The sequence below is a fragment of the Magnetospirillum sp. 15-1 genome, assembly GCF_900184795.1.
Classification (GTDB): Bacteria; Pseudomonadota; Alphaproteobacteria; order Rhodospirillales; family Magnetospirillaceae; genus Phaeospirillum.
Window position 1 is genome coordinate 855,150 of sequence record NZ_FXXN01000028.1, and the last position, 20,453, is coordinate 875,602.

Sequence of the window (20,453 nt, forward strand, 5' to 3'; positions counted from 1 at the left end):
CGGACCCCTGTCGATGCGCGCAGCCGTTCTCCTCCTTACCCTCGTCCTCGCCGCCTGCGCCACCGTGCCGCCCGCGTCCGATCAGGTATTGGTAGCGCCGGGCGTCACCCTGGCCCTGCCGGCGCCGGGCGAGCTTGGCCGCCGCGAGGACGCGGTGCAACTGGTGACGGCCCGGCGCGACGGCGAGACGTTCGTATTCGAGTGCCGCCTGTCGGTGGATGGCGAGCGCCTGCTGCTGGCCGGCAGCGATTCCATGGGGCGGCGGGCCATGACCGTGACCTGGAGCCGCGACGGCATCGTGGTGGAGCGGGCCGACTGGCTGCCCGAAACCCTGAAGCCGGAGAATGTCCTGGCCGACATCGTGCTGCTGTACTGGCCGGAGGAGGCGGTGCGGCGGGGCTTGAGCGGCGCGCCCCTGATCCAGACGCCCCAGGGGCGGAGTGTCGGCGATTCCATTGCCGTCTCGTGGCGGGGCGATCCCTGGAACGGTCTGTCCCGGCTGGTCAATCGTCCGTGGGGCTACGAGATCGAGGTCCGCTCGGCCAGGGTGGCGCCGTGAGCCGCCTTTATCTCCCCGCCATGGCGGTCGCCTCCTGCCTCGGCATGGGCAAGGACGCCACCATGGGACCGTTGCTGGCCGGTTCGCGCCGGGGCCTGCGCCATGTGGACGGGTTTCCGGTGCCGCTGGGGGCGCTGCCCGAGGAAATTCCGCCGCTGCCCGCCGCCCTGGGCCGTTGGGAGTGCCGCAACAACCGGCTGCTCGCCGTCCTGGCCGCCGAGGTGGCCGACGAGATCGCCCAGGCGATCCGCCGTTTCGGAGCTCACCGTATCGCCGTGGTGATCGGTACCAGTACCTCGGGCATCGCCGAGGGCGAGGCGGCTTTCGCCCGGCATGCCCGCACGGGCGAATGGCCCGAGGGCTTTGACTACCGGCAGCAGGAGACCGGGAGCGGCGCCCTGTTTCTGGCCGATCTGCTGGGGCTGTCCGGCCCCGCCTATGTGGTGGCCACCGCCTGCTCTTCCGGCGCCAAGGCCCTGGCCTCGGCGCGGCGGCTGATCCGGGCCGGTCTGGCCGACGCGGCCATCGTGGGCGGTGCCGATACCCTCTGCCGCCTGACCGTCACCGGGTTCGGGGCGCTGGAAGCGCTGTCGCCCGGTCCGTGCAATCCGTTCTCCGCCAACCGGGCCGGCATCACCATCGGCGAGGGCGGCGGGCTGTTCCTGCTGAGCCCCGATCCGGCCAAGATCGAGCTGGCCGGGCTGGGCGAGACCTCCGACGCCCACCACGTCAGCGCGCCCGATCCCGAAGGCGCCGGGGCCTTGGCCGCCATGGGCGCCGCCCTGGCCGATGCCGGGCTGTCACCGGCCGGGATCGGCTACGTCAATCTGCATGGCACCGGCACGGCGCTCAACGATTCCATGGAGGCCAAGGCGGTGGCGGCCCTGTTCCCCCAGGGCGTGCCGTGCTCGTCGACCAAAGCCATGACCGGCCATACCCTGGGGGCCGCCGGAGCGGTGGAGGCGGCCTTTCTGTGGCTGATGCTGTCGCTCCGCTGGAACCCGGACGGCCGCCTGCCGCCTCATCTGTGGGACGGCGTGGCCGATCCCTTGTTGCCGCGCCTCGATCTGGCGGGAGAGGGGCACCGGCTGTCGCGGCCGGCGGCCCTGTCCAACTCCTTTGCCTTCGGCGGCAGCAATTGCTGTCTGGCCTTTCGCCGGGGGATGCCATGAGCGCCGGCCTCTGGCCCATCGGGGAATTGCTTCCCCACGCCCGGCCCATGCTGCTGCTGGACGAAGCGCTGTCCTATGATGCCGAGGGCGCCGTGGCGGCGGTGACCATTCGTCCCGACCATCCGTTCGCCGGGCCGGACGGCGTGCCGGCCCATGTGGGTATCGAATTCATGGCCCAGACCTGCGGCGTGTGGGCGGGAGCCGAAGCCCGGCGCGAGGGTGGCGCCGTACGGCTGGGCTTCCTGCTGGGAACCCGGCGCTACAGGGCGGCCCGGCCGTTCTTCCGGTTCGGCGAGCGGCTGGAAATCACCGCCCGGCTGGTGTTCCGCGACCAGGGCATGGGGGTGTTCGACTGCCGCATCGGCGGTGCAGGGGGGGAAATGCTGGCCGAGGCGCAACTGAGCGTCTACCAGCCGGAGGATGTTGGGGGGAATTCATGAGGGCAAGAACCATTCTCGTCACCGGGGCGGGGCGCGGCATCGGCCGGGCCATTGCGCTGAAACTGGCGGCCGACGGCTTTGGGGTGGTGGTTCACTACCATTCCGACGAGGCGGCGGCGCAGGCCACCCTGGACACCATGGGCGGCGCCGGGCGGCTGATCCGCTTCGACACCGCCGACCGTGACGGCTGCCGCGCGGCGCTGGAGGCCGACATGGAGGCCAACGGCCCCTATTGGGGGGCGGTGCTCAACGCCGGCATTGCCCGCGACACTGCCTTTCCAGCCATGGAGGACGAGGATTGGGACAAGGTGCTGGGAACCAATCTGGACGGCTTCTACAACGTGCTGCGGCCGCTGGTCATGCCCATGGTCTCGGCCCGCAAGGGCGGGCGGATCGTGACCCTGTCCTCGGTCTCGGGGTTGGTGGGCAATAGGGGACAGGTCAATTACTCGGCGGCCAAGGCCGGTATCATCGGCGCCACCAAGGCCCTGGCCCTGGAACTGGCCAAGCGTTCCATCACCGTCAATTGCGTGGCACCCGGCCTGATCGAGACGGGGATGATCGCCGGGGTTCCCCTGGACGAGGCCATGAAACTGATCCCCATGCGCCGGCTGGGGCAGCCCGAGGAGGTGGCGGCCGTGGTCGGCTTCCTGTGTTCCGAGGCGGCGGGCTACATCACCCGGCAGGTGATTTCGGTGAATGGGGGCATGGTGTGATGCGCAGGGTGGCTGTTACCGGCATGGGCGGCATCACCGCCCTGGGACACGACTGGCCCACCATCAGCGCCGCCTTGCGCGATGGGCGCACCGCCATCCGCGCCATGAGCCCGGACTGGGACCGCTTCGAGGGGGTCAATACCCGCCTGGCGGCCCCGGTCCTCGACTTCGACCTTCCCGATCATTGGCCGCGCAAGAAGACCCGCACCATGGGGCGGGTCGCCCGCATGGCGGTGGCGGCCAGCGAGACGGCGCTGGCCGATTCCGGCCTGCTGAACGACCCGGTGTTGACCGGCGGACGGGCGGGAGCGGCCTTCGGCTCGTCGTTCGGCAGCCCGGATTCGGTGCTGGGCTTCTACGAACTGAAGATGAGCGGCAAGTCGAGGAACCTCAACGCCACCACCTATATCCAGATGATGAGCCACACCGCCTTGGTGAATATCGGCCTGTTCTTCGGCCTGACCGGGCGGATGATCCCCACCTCCAACGCCTGCGCCTCGGCCAGTCAGGCCATCGGCTTCGCCGCCGAGGCCATCCGCTGGGGCAAGGCCGATGTCATGGTGGCCGGCGGGGCCGAGGAACTGGACATCACCGACGCGGCGGTGTTCGACACCCTGTTCGCCACCTCGACCCGCAACGACACCCCCCATCTCAGCCCGCGGCCGTTCGACGTGGACCGCGACGGCCTGGTGATCGGCGAGGGGGCGGGCGCCCTGATCCTCGAGGATTACGACCGGGCCAGGGCGCGCGGCGCCACCATTCACGCCGAGGTGGCGGGGTTCGGCACCAATGCCGACGGCAATCACGTCACCCAGCCGCAGCCCGGGACCATGGAGCAGGCCCTGCGGCTGGCGCTGGAAGACGCCGGCATCGACGCCGGGGCCATCGGCGTGGTCAACGGCCACGGTACCGCCACCGAGGGCGGCGACATCGCCGAGGCGGCGGCCACCGCGGCGGTGTTCGGGCCGCGCGTGCCGGTCCATTCGCTGAAAAGCTATTTCGGGCATTCCCTGGGGGCCTGCGGCGCCATCGAGGCGTGGCTGGGCATCGAGATGATGCGGGAGGGCTGGTGCTGCCATACCGCCAATCTGGACAAGGTGGACCCGCGCTGCGCCGAGCTGGACTACATCCAGGGCATGCCGCGCCGCATCGACGCGGAATACCTGATGAGCAACAATTTCGCCTTCGGCGGCGTCAACGCCTCGCTGATCCTGCGCCGGGGGAGTTAGGGCAGGGTGGTATCCAGGATCAGTTCGCCGTCCATGTAGTCGATGTCCAGCTTCAGGCAGAGTTCGGCCTGGAACTTGGTGGAGATGCCGTGGATATGGCATTTCATGTTGGCGGCCTTCACCCGGCTGGCGAACTTGCCGATCTTCTGGATGGCGGCATCATCGTCCAGGCTCCGGATATCGGTGCCGATGGAGATGGCGTTGGTGCCCGAGAACGGGGACAGGGTGGCGAAGTCCATGTCCAGGGTGATGGCGATGAACTTGGCATAGGGGCGCAGCCACTGCATGTACTCGGCGATGCGGTTCGAGGGGGTTCCCTCGTCGATGCCGTGGATGTCGAAGATCACCCGCTCCTTGCGGTTGGCCAGCAGGCCGTGGCAGATCTTGAGATACATCTCGCGATATTTCTTCGACGACAGCGTGACGCGGTGAACGGGAAGCAGGACGATCATCTGGCGGTCCGTCGCCTCCTTCAGCCGCTTGGCGCCGTATTCGACGGCCAGCGCATCCAGTTCGGCGAAGAGCAGGGGATCGGCCTCGGCCGGCAGGACGTCGTAGCCGTAATGGCCGACCTCGTCCTCGTCCACCCGCGACGCCAGGCAGGCCCAGGCCGAGGTGGACATGGTGCCCAGGGACAGGACCGGGGACAGGGTGGTGTGGACGTCGCTGATCTTGAATTCGACGATGCTGGAATCCGCCTCGCCCATGATCCGTTCGATGTTGCTGATATGCTCGGCCGGATCGATGCTGGCGAGCGGGGCGATCTTGCCCCGATGGGGGCCGTGGCTGTCGTCCGTGTCGGCGTTGAGGTGAATGATGGCGACCAGTTGCTTGGCGATGCCCTTGCCGGTCAGCCGCGACGAGATCTCGGAACTGATGTCTTCCATCAGCTTGTCGAAGTCGCCGGCCTCGCGGCCGCTGGACATGATGATGTACGAGAACTCGTCGGCGGCGGAATAGACGTCGCCATCGGACAGGAAGCTTTTCAGGGTGGCGGCCACCAGCCCGTGCACCTTGGCCGAAACCCTGGGCCAGTCATGGCCGAAATGCTTGCGGGCGGGGTCGAGCGCCAGGAAGCTCAGCCTGCGGCCCTCGTGGGCCTTGGTGGCGCCGAGCAGTTCATGCAGCCGCCAGGCCAGACCACAGGCAACCGGTTTGGTGTCGTCGGTGTTTGCCGCGCTCATTTCCGTCAAATCCTGACCTTGATGGGTTCAGCGAAGGTGAATATCCGCCGCAGATTGTGCAGACGCTCGATCTGGGCGCCGCTCAACTGGGTGTTGGCGGCGAGGATCAGGTGGCCGTTGGCCAGCTTGACGTCGGACAGCACCACCTGCCCGGTGCGCAGCGAGGCCAGCGGCACCTCCATGGAGGTGGACGGCATCAGGTCGACCACCCGTTCCAGGCAAGTCTTCACCTTGGGCAGCAGGACGGGGTCGTATTGCGAGCGGCGGCGTTCAAGGACGGCGAAGGCCGCCTTGGTCAGCGGTCCGCCCTCGGTCGCCTCGGCCAGATCCTTGAGAATCTTCAGCAGGCGGGCATCCAGCGGAATATCGTTGCCGACCGGTCCGTCGGCGGGGAAGCCGCTGCCGTCGAAGCCGCGATCCTGCAGGTAGACGATCTCCGAGACCTTGGCCAGCCGCGGGATATGGGCGATCAGGTTGCGCGCCGCTTCCGGGTTGCGTTCGAACAGCGACTTTTCCAGGTCGGTCAGGGCTTCGCCCGCCCGCTTCTTGGTGATCAGCTCGGGCGGAATGGCCACCTGGCCGACCGGCACCAGGGTGGCGGCGATTTCCAGCTGCCAGCGCTGGGGCATCTTGAATTCGGTGGTCAGCAGCCGTACCCATTCCCGCAGCCGGGTGGCCAGACCGGCGACCACCGCGTCGTTCATGGAGGCGATATCCACCAGGACCTTGATGGCGCCGGTCAGGGTCTTTTCCAGCAACTCCTTTTCCGCCGTCACCAGCCGGTACTGCTCGCAGGCGGCCTCGAGCCCCTCGCGCAATTGCTCGACCGGATAGGGCTTGGTGTAGAAGCGGAAGATGTTGCCCTGGTTGATGGCCTCGATGGCGGTCTGCTGGTCGGCGTTGCCGGTCAGCATGATCCTGACGGTATCGGGAGCCAGTTCCCTGATCCGCTTCAGGGTCTCGATGCCGTCCATCCCCGGCATGCGCATGTCGCACAGGGCGACGGCGAAGGGGGTTTGGGCCGCCATGGCCGTCTGGACCTCGTTCAGCGCCTCGCCGCCGCCCTGGGCGGTGGTGACGTCGAAGGTGTCGCTGAGTTGGCGGCGCAGGCCCGACAGCAGGTGGTGGTCGTCATCGATGACCAGGATACGTTCCGGCATTACTTGTTCCCCCCGGAAATCTGGAGTGCCAGTTCGCGCCAGCGCGAAATCTGGCCGTCCTTGCGTGCTTCGACAATATAGGCCATGTCCAGGCTGTTTTTGATTTGAATGTCCGCCGGAAACGTTGACGGCAAGGGTGGTCCGAGGGCAATGGCGGCGTGCAGGGCCGTCAGTATGGCGTTGTCATGGCCGAGGCTGCGGGAGGGAGTGCCGGCGAAGGCCACCGCTTCCACCAACGGCGGGCTGAATCCCCATAATCCGAGCAAATAGGCGCCGACCAGGGCGTGATTGGCCCCGAACGCCTGCTCCTCGGCCTGATAGAGGGACAATCCGGCCGTGGGCTGGGACAGTATCCGCTCATAGGCCTCAGGATAGGCGTCCAGCAGGACGAGAATGCCGATCCGCGACAGCATGGCGGCGCAATGGGAGGCCTTGGCGGTGGTCTGATCGGCCCCCATGGAACCGGCGATGGCCTCGGCCAGATTGGCGGTGGTCAGGCAATAGCCGGTCAAGGACTCGAGCAGGGGGGCGACGGAGGGGCTGCCGGAGAACTGGCGGAATATGCCGATCTGCAGAACCAGGGCCTGGATGGTCTCCAGCCCGATGGTACGGACCGCCTGCAAGGTGGTGGTGACGGGGCTCGACACGGAGAAGTAGGCGGAATTGGTCAGCCGCAGCAATTCGGCCGTCATGGCCACGTCCCGGTCGATGAGAGTGGCGATGGATTTGGCCGAGCATTGCGGCGAACGCAGTTCCTCGTCCACCTTGAAGACCACGTCCGGCAGACTCGGCAGGTTGCTCAGTCCGGCCAGCACCGCCCGCAGCGAAGGGGTCGACAGCAGGCGTTTCAGGGCGATGGGCCGCGAGATGGCGCCGTGCAGGGTTTCGGCGTCGCACGGCTTGGCCAGGTAGATATGGGCCGGCCCCACCGTGCGCAGGATCGATTCCACGTCGGCATAGCCGGACAGGATGACCCGGATGGTCTCCGGGTGGCGCTGACGCACGATTCCCAGGAATTCGGCGCCGTCCATGCTGGGCATGCGCATGTCGGAGACGACCACGTCGAAGGCGGCCTCCTGCTGCATCAGGGCCAGGGCCTCCGCTCCGGAGGAACAGAACGTCATGTCCCATTCCTCGCCCATGCTCATCATGGAGCGGCGCAGGCCCCGGAGGATGTGGGCCTCGTCATCGACAAACAGAACGCGCAGCATATCCGTCATTCCTTGGTCCCCGCTTCGCCGGTCCCGCCGATGGGAAGGCGAACGATGAAGGCGGCGCCCCCGCCGTCGTTGTCGGCAACGTCCATGCTGCCGCCATGCTTGGCCACCACCACGTCGCGGCAGATGGCCAGACCCTGTCCGGTCCCCTTGCCCACCTCCTTGGTGGTGAAGAACGGGTCGAAGATGCGTTCCCGGATGGCTTCGGGGACGCCGGTGCCGCTGTCGGCGACGATGATCTCCACGTGATCATCGTGATGCGAGGTGGAAATGGTGATCCGCCCCGGCAGGGGCTTGCCCGAGGTTTCGATGGCGTGCGCGGCATTGACGATCAGGTTGAGGAATACCTGATTCAATTCTCCGGCGTGGCAGAGGACCGGAGGCAGCGAGGTGTCGAAGTGCCGCTCCACCTCGGCGGCATGCTTCCAGACGTTGCGCGACACGGTCAGGGTGCTGTCGAGCGCCCGGTTCATGTCGGTCATGGTCTTGGTGCTGGTGCCGGGATGGGAGAATTCCTTCATGGACAGCACGATGCGGGCGATCTGGGCGACGCCGTCCAGGGATTCGCTCACCGCCGACGGGACCTCGGCCAGCAGGAACGGAATCTTGGCCTGGGAGATGGCGGCGTTGAATTTGTCGACGGATTCGCCCATGGCCGGGTGCGCCACGGCGCTGGCCGCCAGTTCCCGTCCCGCCGACACCGCCGTCGCCAGCTTGCCCAGGGCGTTGTCGAGGAAGCGGAGATTGTCGCCCACATACTGGATGGGCGTGTTGATCTCGTGGGCGATGCCGGCGGCCAACTGGCCGACGCTGGCCAGCCGCGAGGCCTGGACCGCCTCGCGTTGCGCCTTCTTCAGCGTCTCGATGTTGCGGAAGGAGATGATCACGGAGCGCTTGTCCTCGTCCTCGCCCAGGGGCGAGCAGGCATAGGCCACCGACAGAGCCTTGCCCGACGCGGTGACGAAGACGGCATCGTCGTCGCGGAAGGTGGCGTTTTCCTGAATGACGTGGCGGAATGGCGAATCGCCGAAGCCGACATCCGCCGTCGGCATCCTGACCCGCAGCAAAATCTCGAGGGGATAGCCCTCGATATCGCCGCTGCTGTCGTCGCATTCCAGCAATTGCTTGGCCGACGGGTTGGCGAAGGAGATGTAGCCCTCGCGATCGACCACCAGCACGCCCTCGAACAGGCTGTCGGTAATGCCCTTGAGCCGCTCGCGCGAGCCGCGCAGGGCGGTCTCGGTGTGGGCGCGGATATCGATCTCGCGCTGCAGTTCCCTGGTCCGCTCGGCGACCAGATGGGCCAGTTCGCGCTGCTGTTCCTCGAGGCTGCGCTCGAATTGCAGGCGCAGGGTGGCGTCGCGGAAGACCAGCACCGCCCCCGAGGGCTCCTCGTTCTCGATGATCGGCGCGACGAAGTAGTCCACCGGGATGACGCGGTTGTCCGAGTCGCGAAAGACCTCGCCGCTGATCTGGCCGGGAATACCGCTCAGGTAAGCCTCGACTACCGGTGACGCCGCGGCGGGGCAGGGGCCTTCGCAGCGGAGTGGATCGGGATGGACCAGGCAATGGAAGCACTGGCCTACCATCTCCACCGAATTGCGGCCGATGATTTCGCCGGCCATGCGGTTGGCGAAGGTGACCCGGCCGCAGGAATCGAGGCCGACAATGCCCTCGCCGGCCGAGTCCAGGATCAACTCGTAGCGCCGCCGCAGTTTGTCCAGATCCTCCTCGCGGCGCTTCAGGCGGGTGATGTCGGTGCGCACCGCCACCACGCCGCCCTCGCGGGTCGGACATTCCCGGCTCTGCACCCAGCGCCCACCGGAAAGCTTGACGATGAAGGAATGGCCGTCGGCGTTGCGGAAGCGCGCCATGCGGCCGACCAGCCATTCCTCGAAATCCTGGTTGCCGATATCGAAGAAGCTGCGCTCGTTGCCGTTGCGCAGCACGTCCTCGAAGGCGATGCCGGGAAACAGGAATTCGTGGGAGCCGTCCAGGGTATCGGCATAAGCCTGGTTGCAGATCACCAGCTTCTCGTCCTCGTCGTAGACCGCGATGGCGTCGGTGATGCTGTCGATAGCGTCGCGAAGCTGTTCGCGGGCCTGGATCGCCCGTTCCACCGCACTGGCTTCGCGGGTGATGTCGGCGCCGACGCCGCGATAACCGGTGAAGCTGCCGTCGGTCGAGAACATGGGGATGGCGCTAAGGCGGATGACCTTGGCATCCTTGCCGTCGGGCGGGCCGACGGTGAAGACCAGATCGCGGAAGCTGGCATGAGCCCGCAGATCGTTCCAATGGGCGGCGGCCCGTTCGGGCTGATCGTCCAGGCCGATCTCGAACCAGGTGTGCCCCAGGATGGCGGCCGGCTTGACCCCCAGGACGCTGCCGATGCGTTCCGAGACGAAGGTCAGCCGATATTCGGCGTCGCTCTCCCAGAACCAGTCCGAGGCCGAGCCGGCCAGATCGCGGAAGCGGCTTTCGCTTTCCCGCAGTTCCATTTCGGCTTGCCGGCGCAGGGTGATGTCGCGGATGACACCGATGAACTGGCGGTGCCCGCCGGTGGTGACTTCGCCGATGGCGATCTCGGTGGGGAAGATTTCACCGGTCTTGCGCTTGCCCAGCAGTTCGCGCCCGCCCTTGCCCAGGATGCGGGTCCGGCTGTGGCTGTCGGCTTCCGACAGGAATGAATCGTGGACCGAGGCCAGATCGCTGGGCATCAGGAAGGAGATGTTGCGCCCGATGGCTTCGTCGGCGCGGTAGCCGAAGATATTTTCGGCGACCCGGTTGAAGCCTTCGATATGTCCCCGGGCGTCGATGACGATCACCGCCTCGCCCACGTTGTCCATCAGCAGGTTGAAGCGCTGTTCGGCTTCCTCCGCCACCCGGCGGCTCATCTCGTCGACTTCTTCCTGCATGACGTCGAGGGCGCGGTCCTTCAGCCGGCGCTCCCGCTCGGTCTCTTCATAGGCCCGGTCGACCATATCGATGAGACGCGTCAAATCCACCGTACCGTCGGGAGATCCTTCGGCGGCCTTGCGGAGTTGACGGGCCAGCAGCTTGTGCATTCAAGCTCCAAGGAAGTCGCGTGTCCCGGATTTTCACCGGTAAGCATACGTCAATAGGGTTGTGCGTCCATAGACGGTTTCTCTATTGGATCACCTCCCCATCGGCAAGAATGGCGGGGTGTACCGGGGAAGTGTAGCGGTCGAGCGAAAAACGGAATTCAGGGGCTGTGTATCGATTATGTAAATGAGGTTTCGCCTTTCCCGGCTAGTCGGGAAGGGGAATCCTGACGGTGAACATTGTTCCTTGTCCGGCTTCACTTTCGACGAGCAGGCTGCCGCCGTGCTTTATCACCACGACGTCGCGGCAGATGGCCAACCCCTGACCTGTTCCCTTGCCGACTTCCTTGGTGGTGAAGAACGGGTCGAAGATTCGCTCGCGAATGGCCTCGGGAATTCCGGTGCCGTTGTCCGCGACCGAGATTTCCACCGCTCCGTCGCGGACCCTGGTGGTCACGGCGATGCGGCCGGGCAGGGGTTTGCCCGACGCCTCGATGGCCTGGGCGGCGTTGACGATCAGGTTCAGGAACACCTGGTTAAGCTCGCTGGCGAAGCACGGCAGCGACGGCAAATCGGGGGCGAGGGCGGTCTCGACGGTGGCGAACTGCTTCCAGACATTGTGGGAGACGGTCAGCGTGCTTTCGATGGCGCGATTGATGTCGGTGACCACCTTCTCGGTGGTGCCCGGATGGGAAAATTCCTTCATGGACAGGACGATCTTGGCGATCTGCGCCACCCCGTCGAGGGTCTCCTGGACGGCGACCGGCGTCTCGCTCAGCAGGAACGGCAGCTTGACGGCGGCGACCTGGGCCTCGAAGCGGCCGGCCGGCTCCGACGGGCCGGTGGCCGCCGCCAGTTCCTGGCCCGCCTCGGCCAGGGTGATCAGCTTGGCCATGGCGCCGCGAATGAAATTCAGATTATCGCCGATGTATTGGATGGGCGTGTTGATCTCGTGGGCGATGCCGGCCGCCAGCTGGCCGACGCTGGCCAGACGGGAGGCCTGAAGAGCCTCGCGCTGGGCGGCCTTCAGCGCGGCGATGTCGCGGAAGGAGACGATCACCGAGCGCTGGCCGCCCTCGTTGGCGAGGGGGGCGCAGGCATAGGCCACCTCCAGGGCGGTTCCCGTCGCCGTGACGAATACGGCATCGTCGTCGAGGAACGGCGTATCATCCGCCAGCAGCCGCCCAAGCGGCGAGTTGGTGAACGCCATCTCTCCGTTCCGGCCCCGGATGCGCATCACGCTGTCGAGGGGATAGCCTTCGACGTCGCCGGCCTCTTCCCCTATTCCCAGCAATTTCCTGGCCGATGGGTTGATGAAGGCGATCAACCCCTCGGTATTGACCACCAGGACGCCCTCGAACAGGCTGTCGGTGATCCCCTTCAGACGCTCGCGCGATCGCCGCAGCGCCGTTTCGGTCAGGGTCCGGACCCTGACTTCCTTGGACAATTCGTGGGTCCGGGCCTCGACCCGGTCCTCCAACTCGTCATAGGCCCGGCGCAGTTCCAATTCGGCCCGATGCCGGCGGGTGACGTCGGTGTAGGTGGTGACGTAGCCCCCATTGGGCAGCGGCTTGCCCCGGACTTCCAGCACAATCCCGTCCAGGTGCTCGCGCTCGTCGTGGAACGGCAGTCCCTTGTGCAGCCAGGCCAGCCGGGACGCGACCAGTTCCTCGGGGTCGCCGGGACCGTATCCGCCGTGCAGGGCGTTCTGGCGCATGATCTCCGCCAGGGGGGTGCCGTGCGCCACCATGCCGTCGGGAAGAGCCAGCAGTTCCACGAAGCGGCTGTTCCACGCCACCAGCCGGAGATCGGTATCGACCACGGTGACGCCCTGGCCCAGATGGTCGAGGGCATCGGCGAGAATCACCCGTCCCGTTTCGATGGCGGCCGAGGCGTCCTTGAGCATGCCGCGCATGTGGGCCGGATCGATGCCTTCACCGTCGAAGGCGCCGGCGACCACGATCTTGGCCGAGGCATTGCCGATGGTGCCGGCCAGGAGCTTTTCCGCCAGCCCGACGAAGGGATGCGCCGGAGTGGCTTCGGGCGGCAATGGGGTGTCGTGGGCGGAAACATAATCGGCGAAGGCCTGCCTGCTGCGCTCCTCGCCGATGAACCGTCCGACCAGATCTTGAAGGGAGGAGGCGGGAATGGTCAGGGACGACGGTTGCCCGGCTTGCCGGTTTTCCGACGCTCGCCCGGCATCCACCGCCATGCCGATCAGATAGCCCCCGATATTGACCGCCAGGCTCCAGAACAGGGAGTGGGAAATCTCGTTCACCCCGCCGAGGCCGAACAGGGCGCGGGGGATGAGGAGGGGGATTCCGAACAGGCCCCTGTCCAGGAACTCCCGCCCCAGCCAGCCCGATTCGGCGAAGGACGGGAACAGCAGCGTATAGCCCCACATCGCAAAGCCGGCGACCAGCCCCCACAGCGCGCCAAGCCGGCTGGGCCGCGGCAGATACAGCCCGCCCAGCAGGGCCGGGGCGAATTGGGCGGCGGCCACGAAGGAAATCAGCCCCATGCCCACCAGGGTCCGCGAATCCCCGATGGCACGAACATACACATAGGCCAGCATCAGCACCGCGACGATGGAGACCCGGCGGATGGCTTTGATCATGGGGACCGGGTCCCGTTCCGCCGCCATCAGCCGATGCAGGATCAGGGGCATGACCAGATCGTTGGAAATCATGGTCGACAGGGCGGTGACCTCGATCAGCACCATGGCGGTGGCGGCGGACAGGCCGCCGATGAAGACCAGCAGCGCCAGCCACGGCTGCTGTGCCGCGATGGGCAGGGTCAGCACGAAGGTGTCGGCGGGAACCTGCAGATCCCCCAGCACCAGAATGCCCGCCATGGCGATGGGCAGGACGAACAGGTTGATCGCCGCCAGATACAGGGGAAAAATCCAGCCGGCCGAGCGCAGATGGCGCGGGTTGTTGTTCTCGACGACCAGAACCTGGAACTGGCGCGGCAGGCAGACGATCGCCGCCGTCGACGCCAGCACCACCGCCCACCAGTCCAGGCTGCTCAGGGAGGGCAGCAGGTTCGGCAGGGAAGCCGCCCGGGTGCCGGCGGCCTGCGACAGCAGGTCGCCCCATCCATGGAACATTCCCCAGACGACGAAGCCCCCCGCCGCCAGGAAGGCCAGCAGCTTGATCGCCGATTCCAGCACGACCACCGTGACCAGCCCCCGGTGCTGCTCCGTGGCGTCGATGCGGCGGGTTCCGAATGCCACGCAGAAGACGGCCAGGACGAGCGCGATGTGGACCGTCGGGTCCTGCCATACCGGCGGCGGCGCATGCCTGGCGAGGCCGTCCAGGCTGGGATAGTGCTCCAAAATCCGCAGGCTGGTGCCGATGGCCTTCAACTGCAGCGAGATGTAGGGGAGGATGCCGATCACCGCGATGACGGTGACCAGCCGGGCCAGAATGCGGCTGTTGCCATGGCGGGCCGAGATCAGGTCGGCGATGGAGGTGGAGTGGTGAGCCTTCGCCGTCCGGATGATCCGGGCGAGAACGGGCCGGCCGAACACGAACAGCAGGGCCGGCCCCAGATAGACCGCCAGAAACCCCCCGCCGTCGGTGGCGGCCCGGCCGACGCTGCCGTAAAAGGTCCACGAGGTGCAATAGACGGCCAGGGAAAGGGCGTAGATCACGCCGCCGAACCGTTCCGAACCCGCCGGAGCGGCCCGCTTTTCGACCGCCATGGCGAAGCCGAACAGCGTCGCGAAGGAGATGAGGACCGCCAGCAGGATCAGAAGACCGCTCATCCCAGGCTCCTTGAGCGTCCGAAGGAGACAGCATAAATCGGCAGGAGGCCTGATGGCGGAAAATATCTTGTCGCCAGGGGCGGTTCTTTGGTCGGGATGCGCACGTTATGGTATGTTGTATGTGAGTGCCGTCAATCCCTAAGGGTTATACCCTATGGCCGGGGCGTTGTCCATCCTAAAGGCGTGTTAATTATATATCCAATGACCTATTCACCCTATAGGCCAAGGCTTATAGGTAGAATTTTAGATGCGCTTTGTCCTTCTCTGTTGCGGCGCGGTGGAGTCATGATACGAAAGTTCGGGGGAATGAGTTGGGGTTCAAGGTTGTCGTAACTCCGTCTGGAGGCCTGCAATGGTGGTGCAATCCACACCTCCGCCAGGGTCTTGCGAGGGCTTGCCTGCCGTAACGGCTCCGGATTTCCGCGCTCTTTTCGAAGCGGCGCCCGGGCTGTACCTGATTCTCGACCCCTATTTGCGGATCGTGGCGGTCAGCGATGCCTATACCCGGGCGACCAAGACTCTCCGCCAGGAGATTCTCGGCCGTCGGATCTTCGACATTTTTCCCGACAATCCGGACGATGCCGCCGCCGACGGGGTCCGCAACCTGAAGGCTTCGCTGGAACGGGTGCTGGCCACCCGGACCGCCGATACCATGGCTATCCAGAAATACGATATCCGTAAACCCGAGGACGAGGGCGGGGGGTTCGAAACCCGCTACTGGAGCCCGATCAATACGCCGGTTCTGCTGCCGGACGGTTCCCTGGGCCACATCATCCACCGGGTGGAGGACGTGACCGACTTCATCGTGCTTCAGCAGCGCGAGATGGAGCAGGCCCGGGTCGCCGAACACCTGCGGGAACATACCGGGCGGATGGAGGCCGAGGTCTATGCCCGTGCCCGCGAGGTGGCGGACATCAACTTCAGGCTCAAGCAGGCCAACGGGGAGTTGGAGCGGCTGTACGAGAAGACGCGGGAGCTGGACGACCTCAAATCCCAGTTCTTCGCCAATGTCAGCCACGAACTGCGCACGCCGCTGACCCTGATCCTCGGAGTGACCGAACGGCGGCATGCCGACCCGGCCCTCGCCGAGGCGGAGCGGCGTGACCTGGGGGTTATCGGCCGTAACGCCCGGCTGCTCTATCGCCATGTGAACAATCTGCTCGACATTTCCAAGCTGGAGGCGGGGCGGATGGTGCTCCGCCATGCCCAGGTGGACCTGGCCCGCGAGGTTCGCCTGATCGCCTCGCATTTCGATTCCCTGGCCGAGGGGCGGCACATCCGCTACGGGGTGCGGGGGGTAAGCCAATTGCCGGCCCAGGTCGATCAGGAGATGGTCGAGCGCATCCTGCTCAATCTTCTGGCCAACGCTTTCCGCCACACTCCGGATGGCGGCGCCATCACGGTGTCGCTGAAGGAACGGGACGGCATGGCCGTCATGGAGGTCGAGGACAGCGGCCCCGGCATTCCCGTCGCCGAGCGCGAGGTGATCTTCGAGCGGTTCCGCCAGGGAAGCCGCCGGTCGGGCGGTACCGGCCTGGGGCTGGCCATCGTCAGGGAGTTCTGCGCCCTGCACGGCGGAAATGTGACGGTGGCGGAGGCTCCCGGTGGCGGAGCGCTGTTTTCCGTCGCCCTGCCCTGTCTTGCCCCGGCCGGGGCGGAGGTGGCGACGGTGGCGTCGACCTATTTCTCCACCGCCAAGGACTTCGCCCGGGACCTGGACGGCGGCGAGGCGGCTGCACCCGCCCAGGGACCGTCCGGAGGGGCTCTGGTCCTGGTGGTCGAGGACAATGCCGACATGAGGACCTTCGTGGCCGAGGCGCTGGCCTCCCGCTACCGGGTCGAGGTGGCCTTCGACGGGCGGGACGGGTTGGAGAAGGCCATGGCCCTCAACCCGGACCTGATCATCTGCGACGTGATGATGCCCCGGATGAGCGGCGACGAGATGGTTGCCGCCCTGCGCGGCGATTCCCGCATGGACGACGTTCCCATCATCATGCTGACCGCCAAGGCCGATGACGGCTTGCGGGTGAGGCTGCTGCGCGACGCCGTGCAGGACTATGTCCAGAAGCCGTTTTCCCTGGAGGAATTGCTGGCCCGTTCCGGGCGGCTGATCGACGAGCGCCGCCGCAAGCTCGCCACCCTGCGCGAGAGCGAAATCCGCTTCCGCTCGACCTTCGAGCAGGCGGCGGTGGGCATCGCCCATCTGGACCCCGACGGCCGGTTCCTGCGGATCAACGACCGGCTGTGCCAAATCCTGGGCTTTGGCCGCGACGAGATACTGAGCCGCCCGTTGGGAGATTTCATCCTTTCCGATGATCGCGATACGGATTTGGCCCAGGCCCGGGCGCTGGTCGCCGACGAGATACCGACCTACACGGCGGAAAAGCGAGCCGTTACCAGGACCGGGCAGGTCGTCTGGCTCAGCCTGACCATGTCGTCGGTGCGCAACGCGCGGGGCATTCCCGACTATTTCATCGCGGTGGTCGAGGATATTCAGCGCCGCAAGGAGGCCGAGGCGGACGTGCTTCGCCTCAACGCCGGCCTGGAACAGCGGGTGCGCGACCGCACCAGGGAATTGCAGGCCGCCAACGAGGAATTGGAAAGCTTCTCCTACGCGGTGTCCCATGATCTGCGCGCTCCCCTGCGCGCCATGACCGGCTTCAGTCAGGCGCTGGTCGAGGATTACGGCGACCTGCTGGACGGCGAGGCCCGCGAGTATCTCGACCAGATCGTCCGGGGCGGCACCCATATGGGGGCGCTGATCGACGGATTGCTGCAACTGGCCCGCTCGACCCGCGGCGATCTGCGCCGCGACCGGGTGGATCTGTCGGAGATGGCGCGGAGCATCCGCGCCGAGTTGTCCCGTCTCGCCCCCGGGCGCCGGGTGGAGTGGCGCATCGCCGGGGGGCTGGCCGCCCTGGGCGATTCCCGGATGATCGACGTTGTCGTGCGCAATCTCTTGGGCAACGCCTGGAAATACACCTCGGGCAAGGCCGATCCGGTGATTTCCTTCCATGCCGAGGAAGGCGACGACGGTCCGGTCTATTGCGTCGCCGACAACGGTGCCGGCTTCGATCCCAAGCATGCCGAGAAGCTGTTCAAGCCGTTCTCGCGCCTGCATCGCCAGGACGAGTTCCCCGGCATCGGCATCGGCCTGGCCACCGTCCAGCGCATCGTCCGCCGGCACGGCGGCACCATCCGGGCAAATGCGTCACCGGGGCAGGGGGCGGAGTTTCGCTTCACCTTGCCCGCCGGGGTTTTGGAAGAGGAGGAATCGCGCGATGCACGAGACGATTCTGCCGGTTGAGGACAACCGCCTGGGCAAGATGCCGCCCAACGAAACGCCGGTGAAATGAAATGTCCACGGAGACGGCTATCAACATCCTGATCATCGAGGACATCAAGGCCGACGTCCTGATGATCGAACGCCATCTGCGCCGCAACGACATCGCGGCCCGATGCATATGGGCGGCCAGCGCCGCCGAGATTTCCAATGCCCTGGAGCGGGGCGGGCTGGACCTCATCCTGTCCGACTACAATGTGCCGGGCCTGGATTTTCAGGAGAATCTGGCCCGCATCCAGAAGCGCTTCCCCGATCTGCCGGTCATCCTGATCTCGGGCAGTATCGGCGAGGAAGAGGCGGTGGAGATGCTCAAGCTGGGGGCTTGGGACTTCGTCCTCAAGGGCAATCTCGCCCGGCTGGTGTCGTCCATTCAACGCGCCCTGACCGAAGTGTCGGAGCGCCGGGCCCTGCGCCGGGCCGAGGAAGGGCTGCGCCTCAGCGAGGAGCGGTTTCAACTGGCCATGTGCGGCGCCAATGACGGATTGTGGGACTGGGACCTCAAATCCAATCAGGTCTATTTCTCGCCCCGCTGGAAGGCCATGCTCGGCTATGGCGAGGCGGAACTGCAGGCCTCGCCGTTCACCTGGGTCAACCTGCTGCACCCCGATGACCGCCTGCCGACGCAAAAGCGCATGGGAGATTTCCTCAAGGGCGAGGAAGACCGCATCGAGCTTGAATTCCGCATGCGGCACAAGGACGGCAGCGACCGTTGCATCCGGGCGCCGGCCTTCCTGACCCGCGACGCCCAGGGCCGGCCGGAGCGTCTGGTCGGCACCCATGTGGACGTCACGGAATTGCGGCGGAACGAGGCCAGCCTGCGGCAGGCGGCCGCCGTCTTCACGACGACCCTGGAGGCGGTATTCGTCACCGATTCCGCCGGTATCATTCTCGCCGTCAATCCGGCCTTCTCGCTGATTTCCGAGTACCCCGAGGCCGAAATGGTGTCGCAGCCCCTGTCCCTGCTGCAATCGGGCCGTGACGACCCCGCCCTTTATCCCGCCATCTGGCGGGAGGTGGAGGCCAGCGGCGCATGGCAGGGCGAAGTGTCCTGCCGCCGCCGGGGCGGCGACGTGTTTCCCGCCTGGATGAGCATCGCCCTGGTGGGGGCCGCGACCAGCGAAGCGGTGAACTATGTGGGAGTGTTCACCGATCTGTCGCGTCTCAAGCAATCGGAGGCCATGCTCCAGCATCTGGCCCATCACGATCCCCTGACCGACCTTCCCAACCGCACCTTGCTGCATCTGCGGCTGGAGCACGTGCTGGATCGGGCGCGCCGCGACGAAAAGCGCTGCGCCGTCCTGCTTCTCGACCTGGATCATTTCAGGGTGGTCAATGAAAGCCTGGGGCACGGCGCGGGCGACGAGGTGCTGCAGATCGCCGTCAACCGGCTGCGCGACCGGGCGCGGCAGGCCGACACCCTGGCCCGCCACGGCGGCGACGAATTCGTCGTGGTGCTGGAGGACGTCCCCTATGCCGACGACGCCGCCACCGTCGCAGGAAGCATGATCGAGCATCTGGCCGCGCCCTGCCGCCTCAATAACGGTCAGGAAATCTGCATCGGCGCCAGCGTGGGCATCAGCCTGTTTCCCGACGACGGAGACAGCGCCGAGCAACTGATCCAGCATGCCGGTTCCGCCGTGAGCCAGGCCAAGGGCGAGGGGCGCAATACCTATCGCTTCTATACCCGTTCGCTGACCGACGAAGCCCGCCGCCGCCTCGATATGGAGGCCGGGCTGAGGCGAGCCCTGGAGCAGGGCGAGTTCATCCTGCATTACCAGCCCCTGGTCTCGCTGACCGACCTGCGGGTCGAGGGGGTGGAGGCCCTGGTGCGCTGGCAGCCGCCGGGGATGGAGCTTATTCCCCCCTACCAGTTCATTTCGCTGGCCGAGGAAACCGGGTTGATCATTCCCCTGGGCGACTGGGTCCTGCGCGAGGCCTGTGGCCAGATGAAGCGCTGGCTCGACCAGGGGCTGCGGATCGACAAGGTGGCGGTCAATCTGTCGCCGCAGCAATTCCGCCTCGCCAATCTGAAGGAAAGAGTCCGCGATATCCTGCAGGAAAGCGGGCTGCCGCCGCCCTGCCTCGAACTGGAACTGACCGAAAGCACCATCATGGCGCGCGGCGACGCCGCCGAAGGCCAGATGGCCGGCTTGAAGAACCAGGGCATCCAGCTGGCCATCGACGATTTCGGCACCGGCTATTCCTCCTTGGCCAATCTGCGGCGCTTTCCTCTGGACAAGCTCAAGATCGACCAGAGCTTCGTCCGCGACATTCCCGCCGATCCCGCCGCCATGGAAATCACCGCCACCATCATCGCCATGGCCAAGAATCTGCGGCTGGCCGTGCTGGCCGAAGGGGTGGAGACCACGGCCCAGTTGGATTTCCTGACCGGGCGGGGCTGCGATTCCTGCCAGGGCTATCTGTACAGCCGCCCCCTGGCCGCCGATGCCTTCATGGAGTGGATGGGGGGCGGTGTCCGCAAATCGTGATCAGGATGGGGCGGAGGCCTGCGCCCTTGCCTCCGGCCGAGGCCAGGGACGCCGCCGTGCCATGCCGGACTATGGTTTGACGGCGTTGCGGCTTCGGGCCTAACCTCATGGGA

12 protein-coding genes are annotated in these 20,453 nt (G+C 66.3%); 7 read left to right on the forward strand and 5 right to left on the reverse strand.

The window, feature by feature from the left end:
• Window positions 1-13: 13 nt before the first annotated feature.
• From CP958_RS25245 to CP958_RS25265, 5 genes are read left to right on the forward strand one after another with little or no spacing between them, the layout of a single operon-like run.
• Entirely contained in the window at window positions 14-559 is a 546-nt protein-coding gene (locus CP958_RS25245) for a DUF3261 domain-containing protein (protein WP_170959113.1), read from the forward strand.
• Window positions 556-1,731, forward strand: coding sequence for a beta-ketoacyl-ACP synthase (locus CP958_RS25250; RefSeq protein ID WP_096704908.1), 1,176 nt, complete (start codon window positions 556-558; stop codon window positions 1,729-1,731). Before CP958_RS25245 ends, CP958_RS25250 begins: the two co-directional genes overlap by 4 nt.
• Complete coding sequence (locus tag CP958_RS25255) at window positions 1,728-2,171, forward strand: hotdog family protein (RefSeq protein ID WP_096704909.1); 444 nt, start codon at window positions 1,728-1,730, stop codon at window positions 2,169-2,171. The genes CP958_RS25250 and CP958_RS25255 overlap by 4 nt, the downstream gene beginning before the upstream one ends.
• Window positions 2,168-2,887: a 3-ketoacyl-ACP reductase FabG2 gene (locus CP958_RS25260; protein WP_096704910.1), complete on the forward strand. Its 720-nt coding sequence runs from the start codon at window positions 2,168-2,170 to the stop codon at window positions 2,885-2,887. The genes CP958_RS25255 and CP958_RS25260 overlap by 4 nt, the downstream gene beginning before the upstream one ends.
• Window positions 2,887-4,116, forward strand: coding sequence for a beta-ketoacyl-ACP synthase (locus tag CP958_RS25265; RefSeq protein WP_096704911.1), 1,230 nt, complete (start codon window positions 2,887-2,889; stop codon window positions 4,114-4,116). The genes CP958_RS25260 and CP958_RS25265 overlap by 1 nt, the downstream gene beginning before the upstream one ends.
• Here CP958_RS25265 and CP958_RS25270 read toward each other — a convergent pair.
• From CP958_RS25270 to CP958_RS27235, 5 genes are all read right to left on the reverse strand, one after another.
• Window positions 4,113-5,300, reverse strand: coding sequence for a hypothetical protein (locus tag CP958_RS25270; RefSeq protein ID WP_096704912.1), 1,188 nt, complete (start codon window positions 5,298-5,300; stop codon window positions 4,113-4,115). The two genes, CP958_RS25265 and CP958_RS25270, sit on opposite strands and share 4 nt — an antisense overlap.
• A 5-nt stretch (window positions 5,301-5,305) precedes the next feature.
• Window positions 5,306-6,460 (reverse strand): HD domain-containing phosphohydrolase, encoded by a 1,155-nt coding sequence (locus CP958_RS25275; protein ID WP_096704913.1) that lies wholly within the window; start codon window positions 6,458-6,460, stop codon window positions 5,306-5,308.
• Entirely contained in the window at window positions 6,460-7,671 is a 1,212-nt protein-coding gene (locus tag CP958_RS25280; RefSeq protein ID WP_096705053.1) for a response regulator, read from the reverse strand. Before CP958_RS25280 ends, CP958_RS25275 begins: the two co-directional genes overlap by 1 nt.
• 5 nt (window positions 7,672-7,676) lie before the next feature.
• The gene (locus tag CP958_RS25285) at window positions 7,677-10,742 is read right to left on the reverse strand and encodes a PAS domain S-box protein (protein WP_096704914.1); all 3,066 of its coding nucleotides are present in this window, start codon (window positions 10,740-10,742) and stop codon (window positions 7,677-7,679) included.
• A gap of 205 nt (window positions 10,743-10,947) precedes the next feature.
• Entirely contained in the window at window positions 10,948-14,508 is a 3,561-nt protein-coding gene (locus CP958_RS27235) for a PAS-domain containing protein (protein ID WP_096704915.1), read from the reverse strand.
• 394 nt (window positions 14,509-14,902) lie between these two features.
• On the opposite strand from CP958_RS27235, the gene CP958_RS25295 reads away from it, so the two are divergent.
• Complete coding sequence (locus tag CP958_RS25295) at window positions 14,903-17,815, forward strand: ATP-binding protein (protein ID WP_242443141.1); 2,913 nt, start codon at window positions 14,903-14,905, stop codon at window positions 17,813-17,815.
• A gap of 50 nt (window positions 17,816-17,865) precedes the next feature.
• Window positions 17,866-20,340 carry an EAL domain-containing protein gene (locus CP958_RS25300; RefSeq protein ID WP_096704917.1) on the forward strand — a complete coding sequence of 825 codons (2,475 nt, stop codon included), beginning with the start codon at window positions 17,866-17,868 and terminating at the stop codon, window positions 20,338-20,340.
• The last annotated feature ends 113 nt before the right edge of the window (window positions 20,341-20,453 follow it).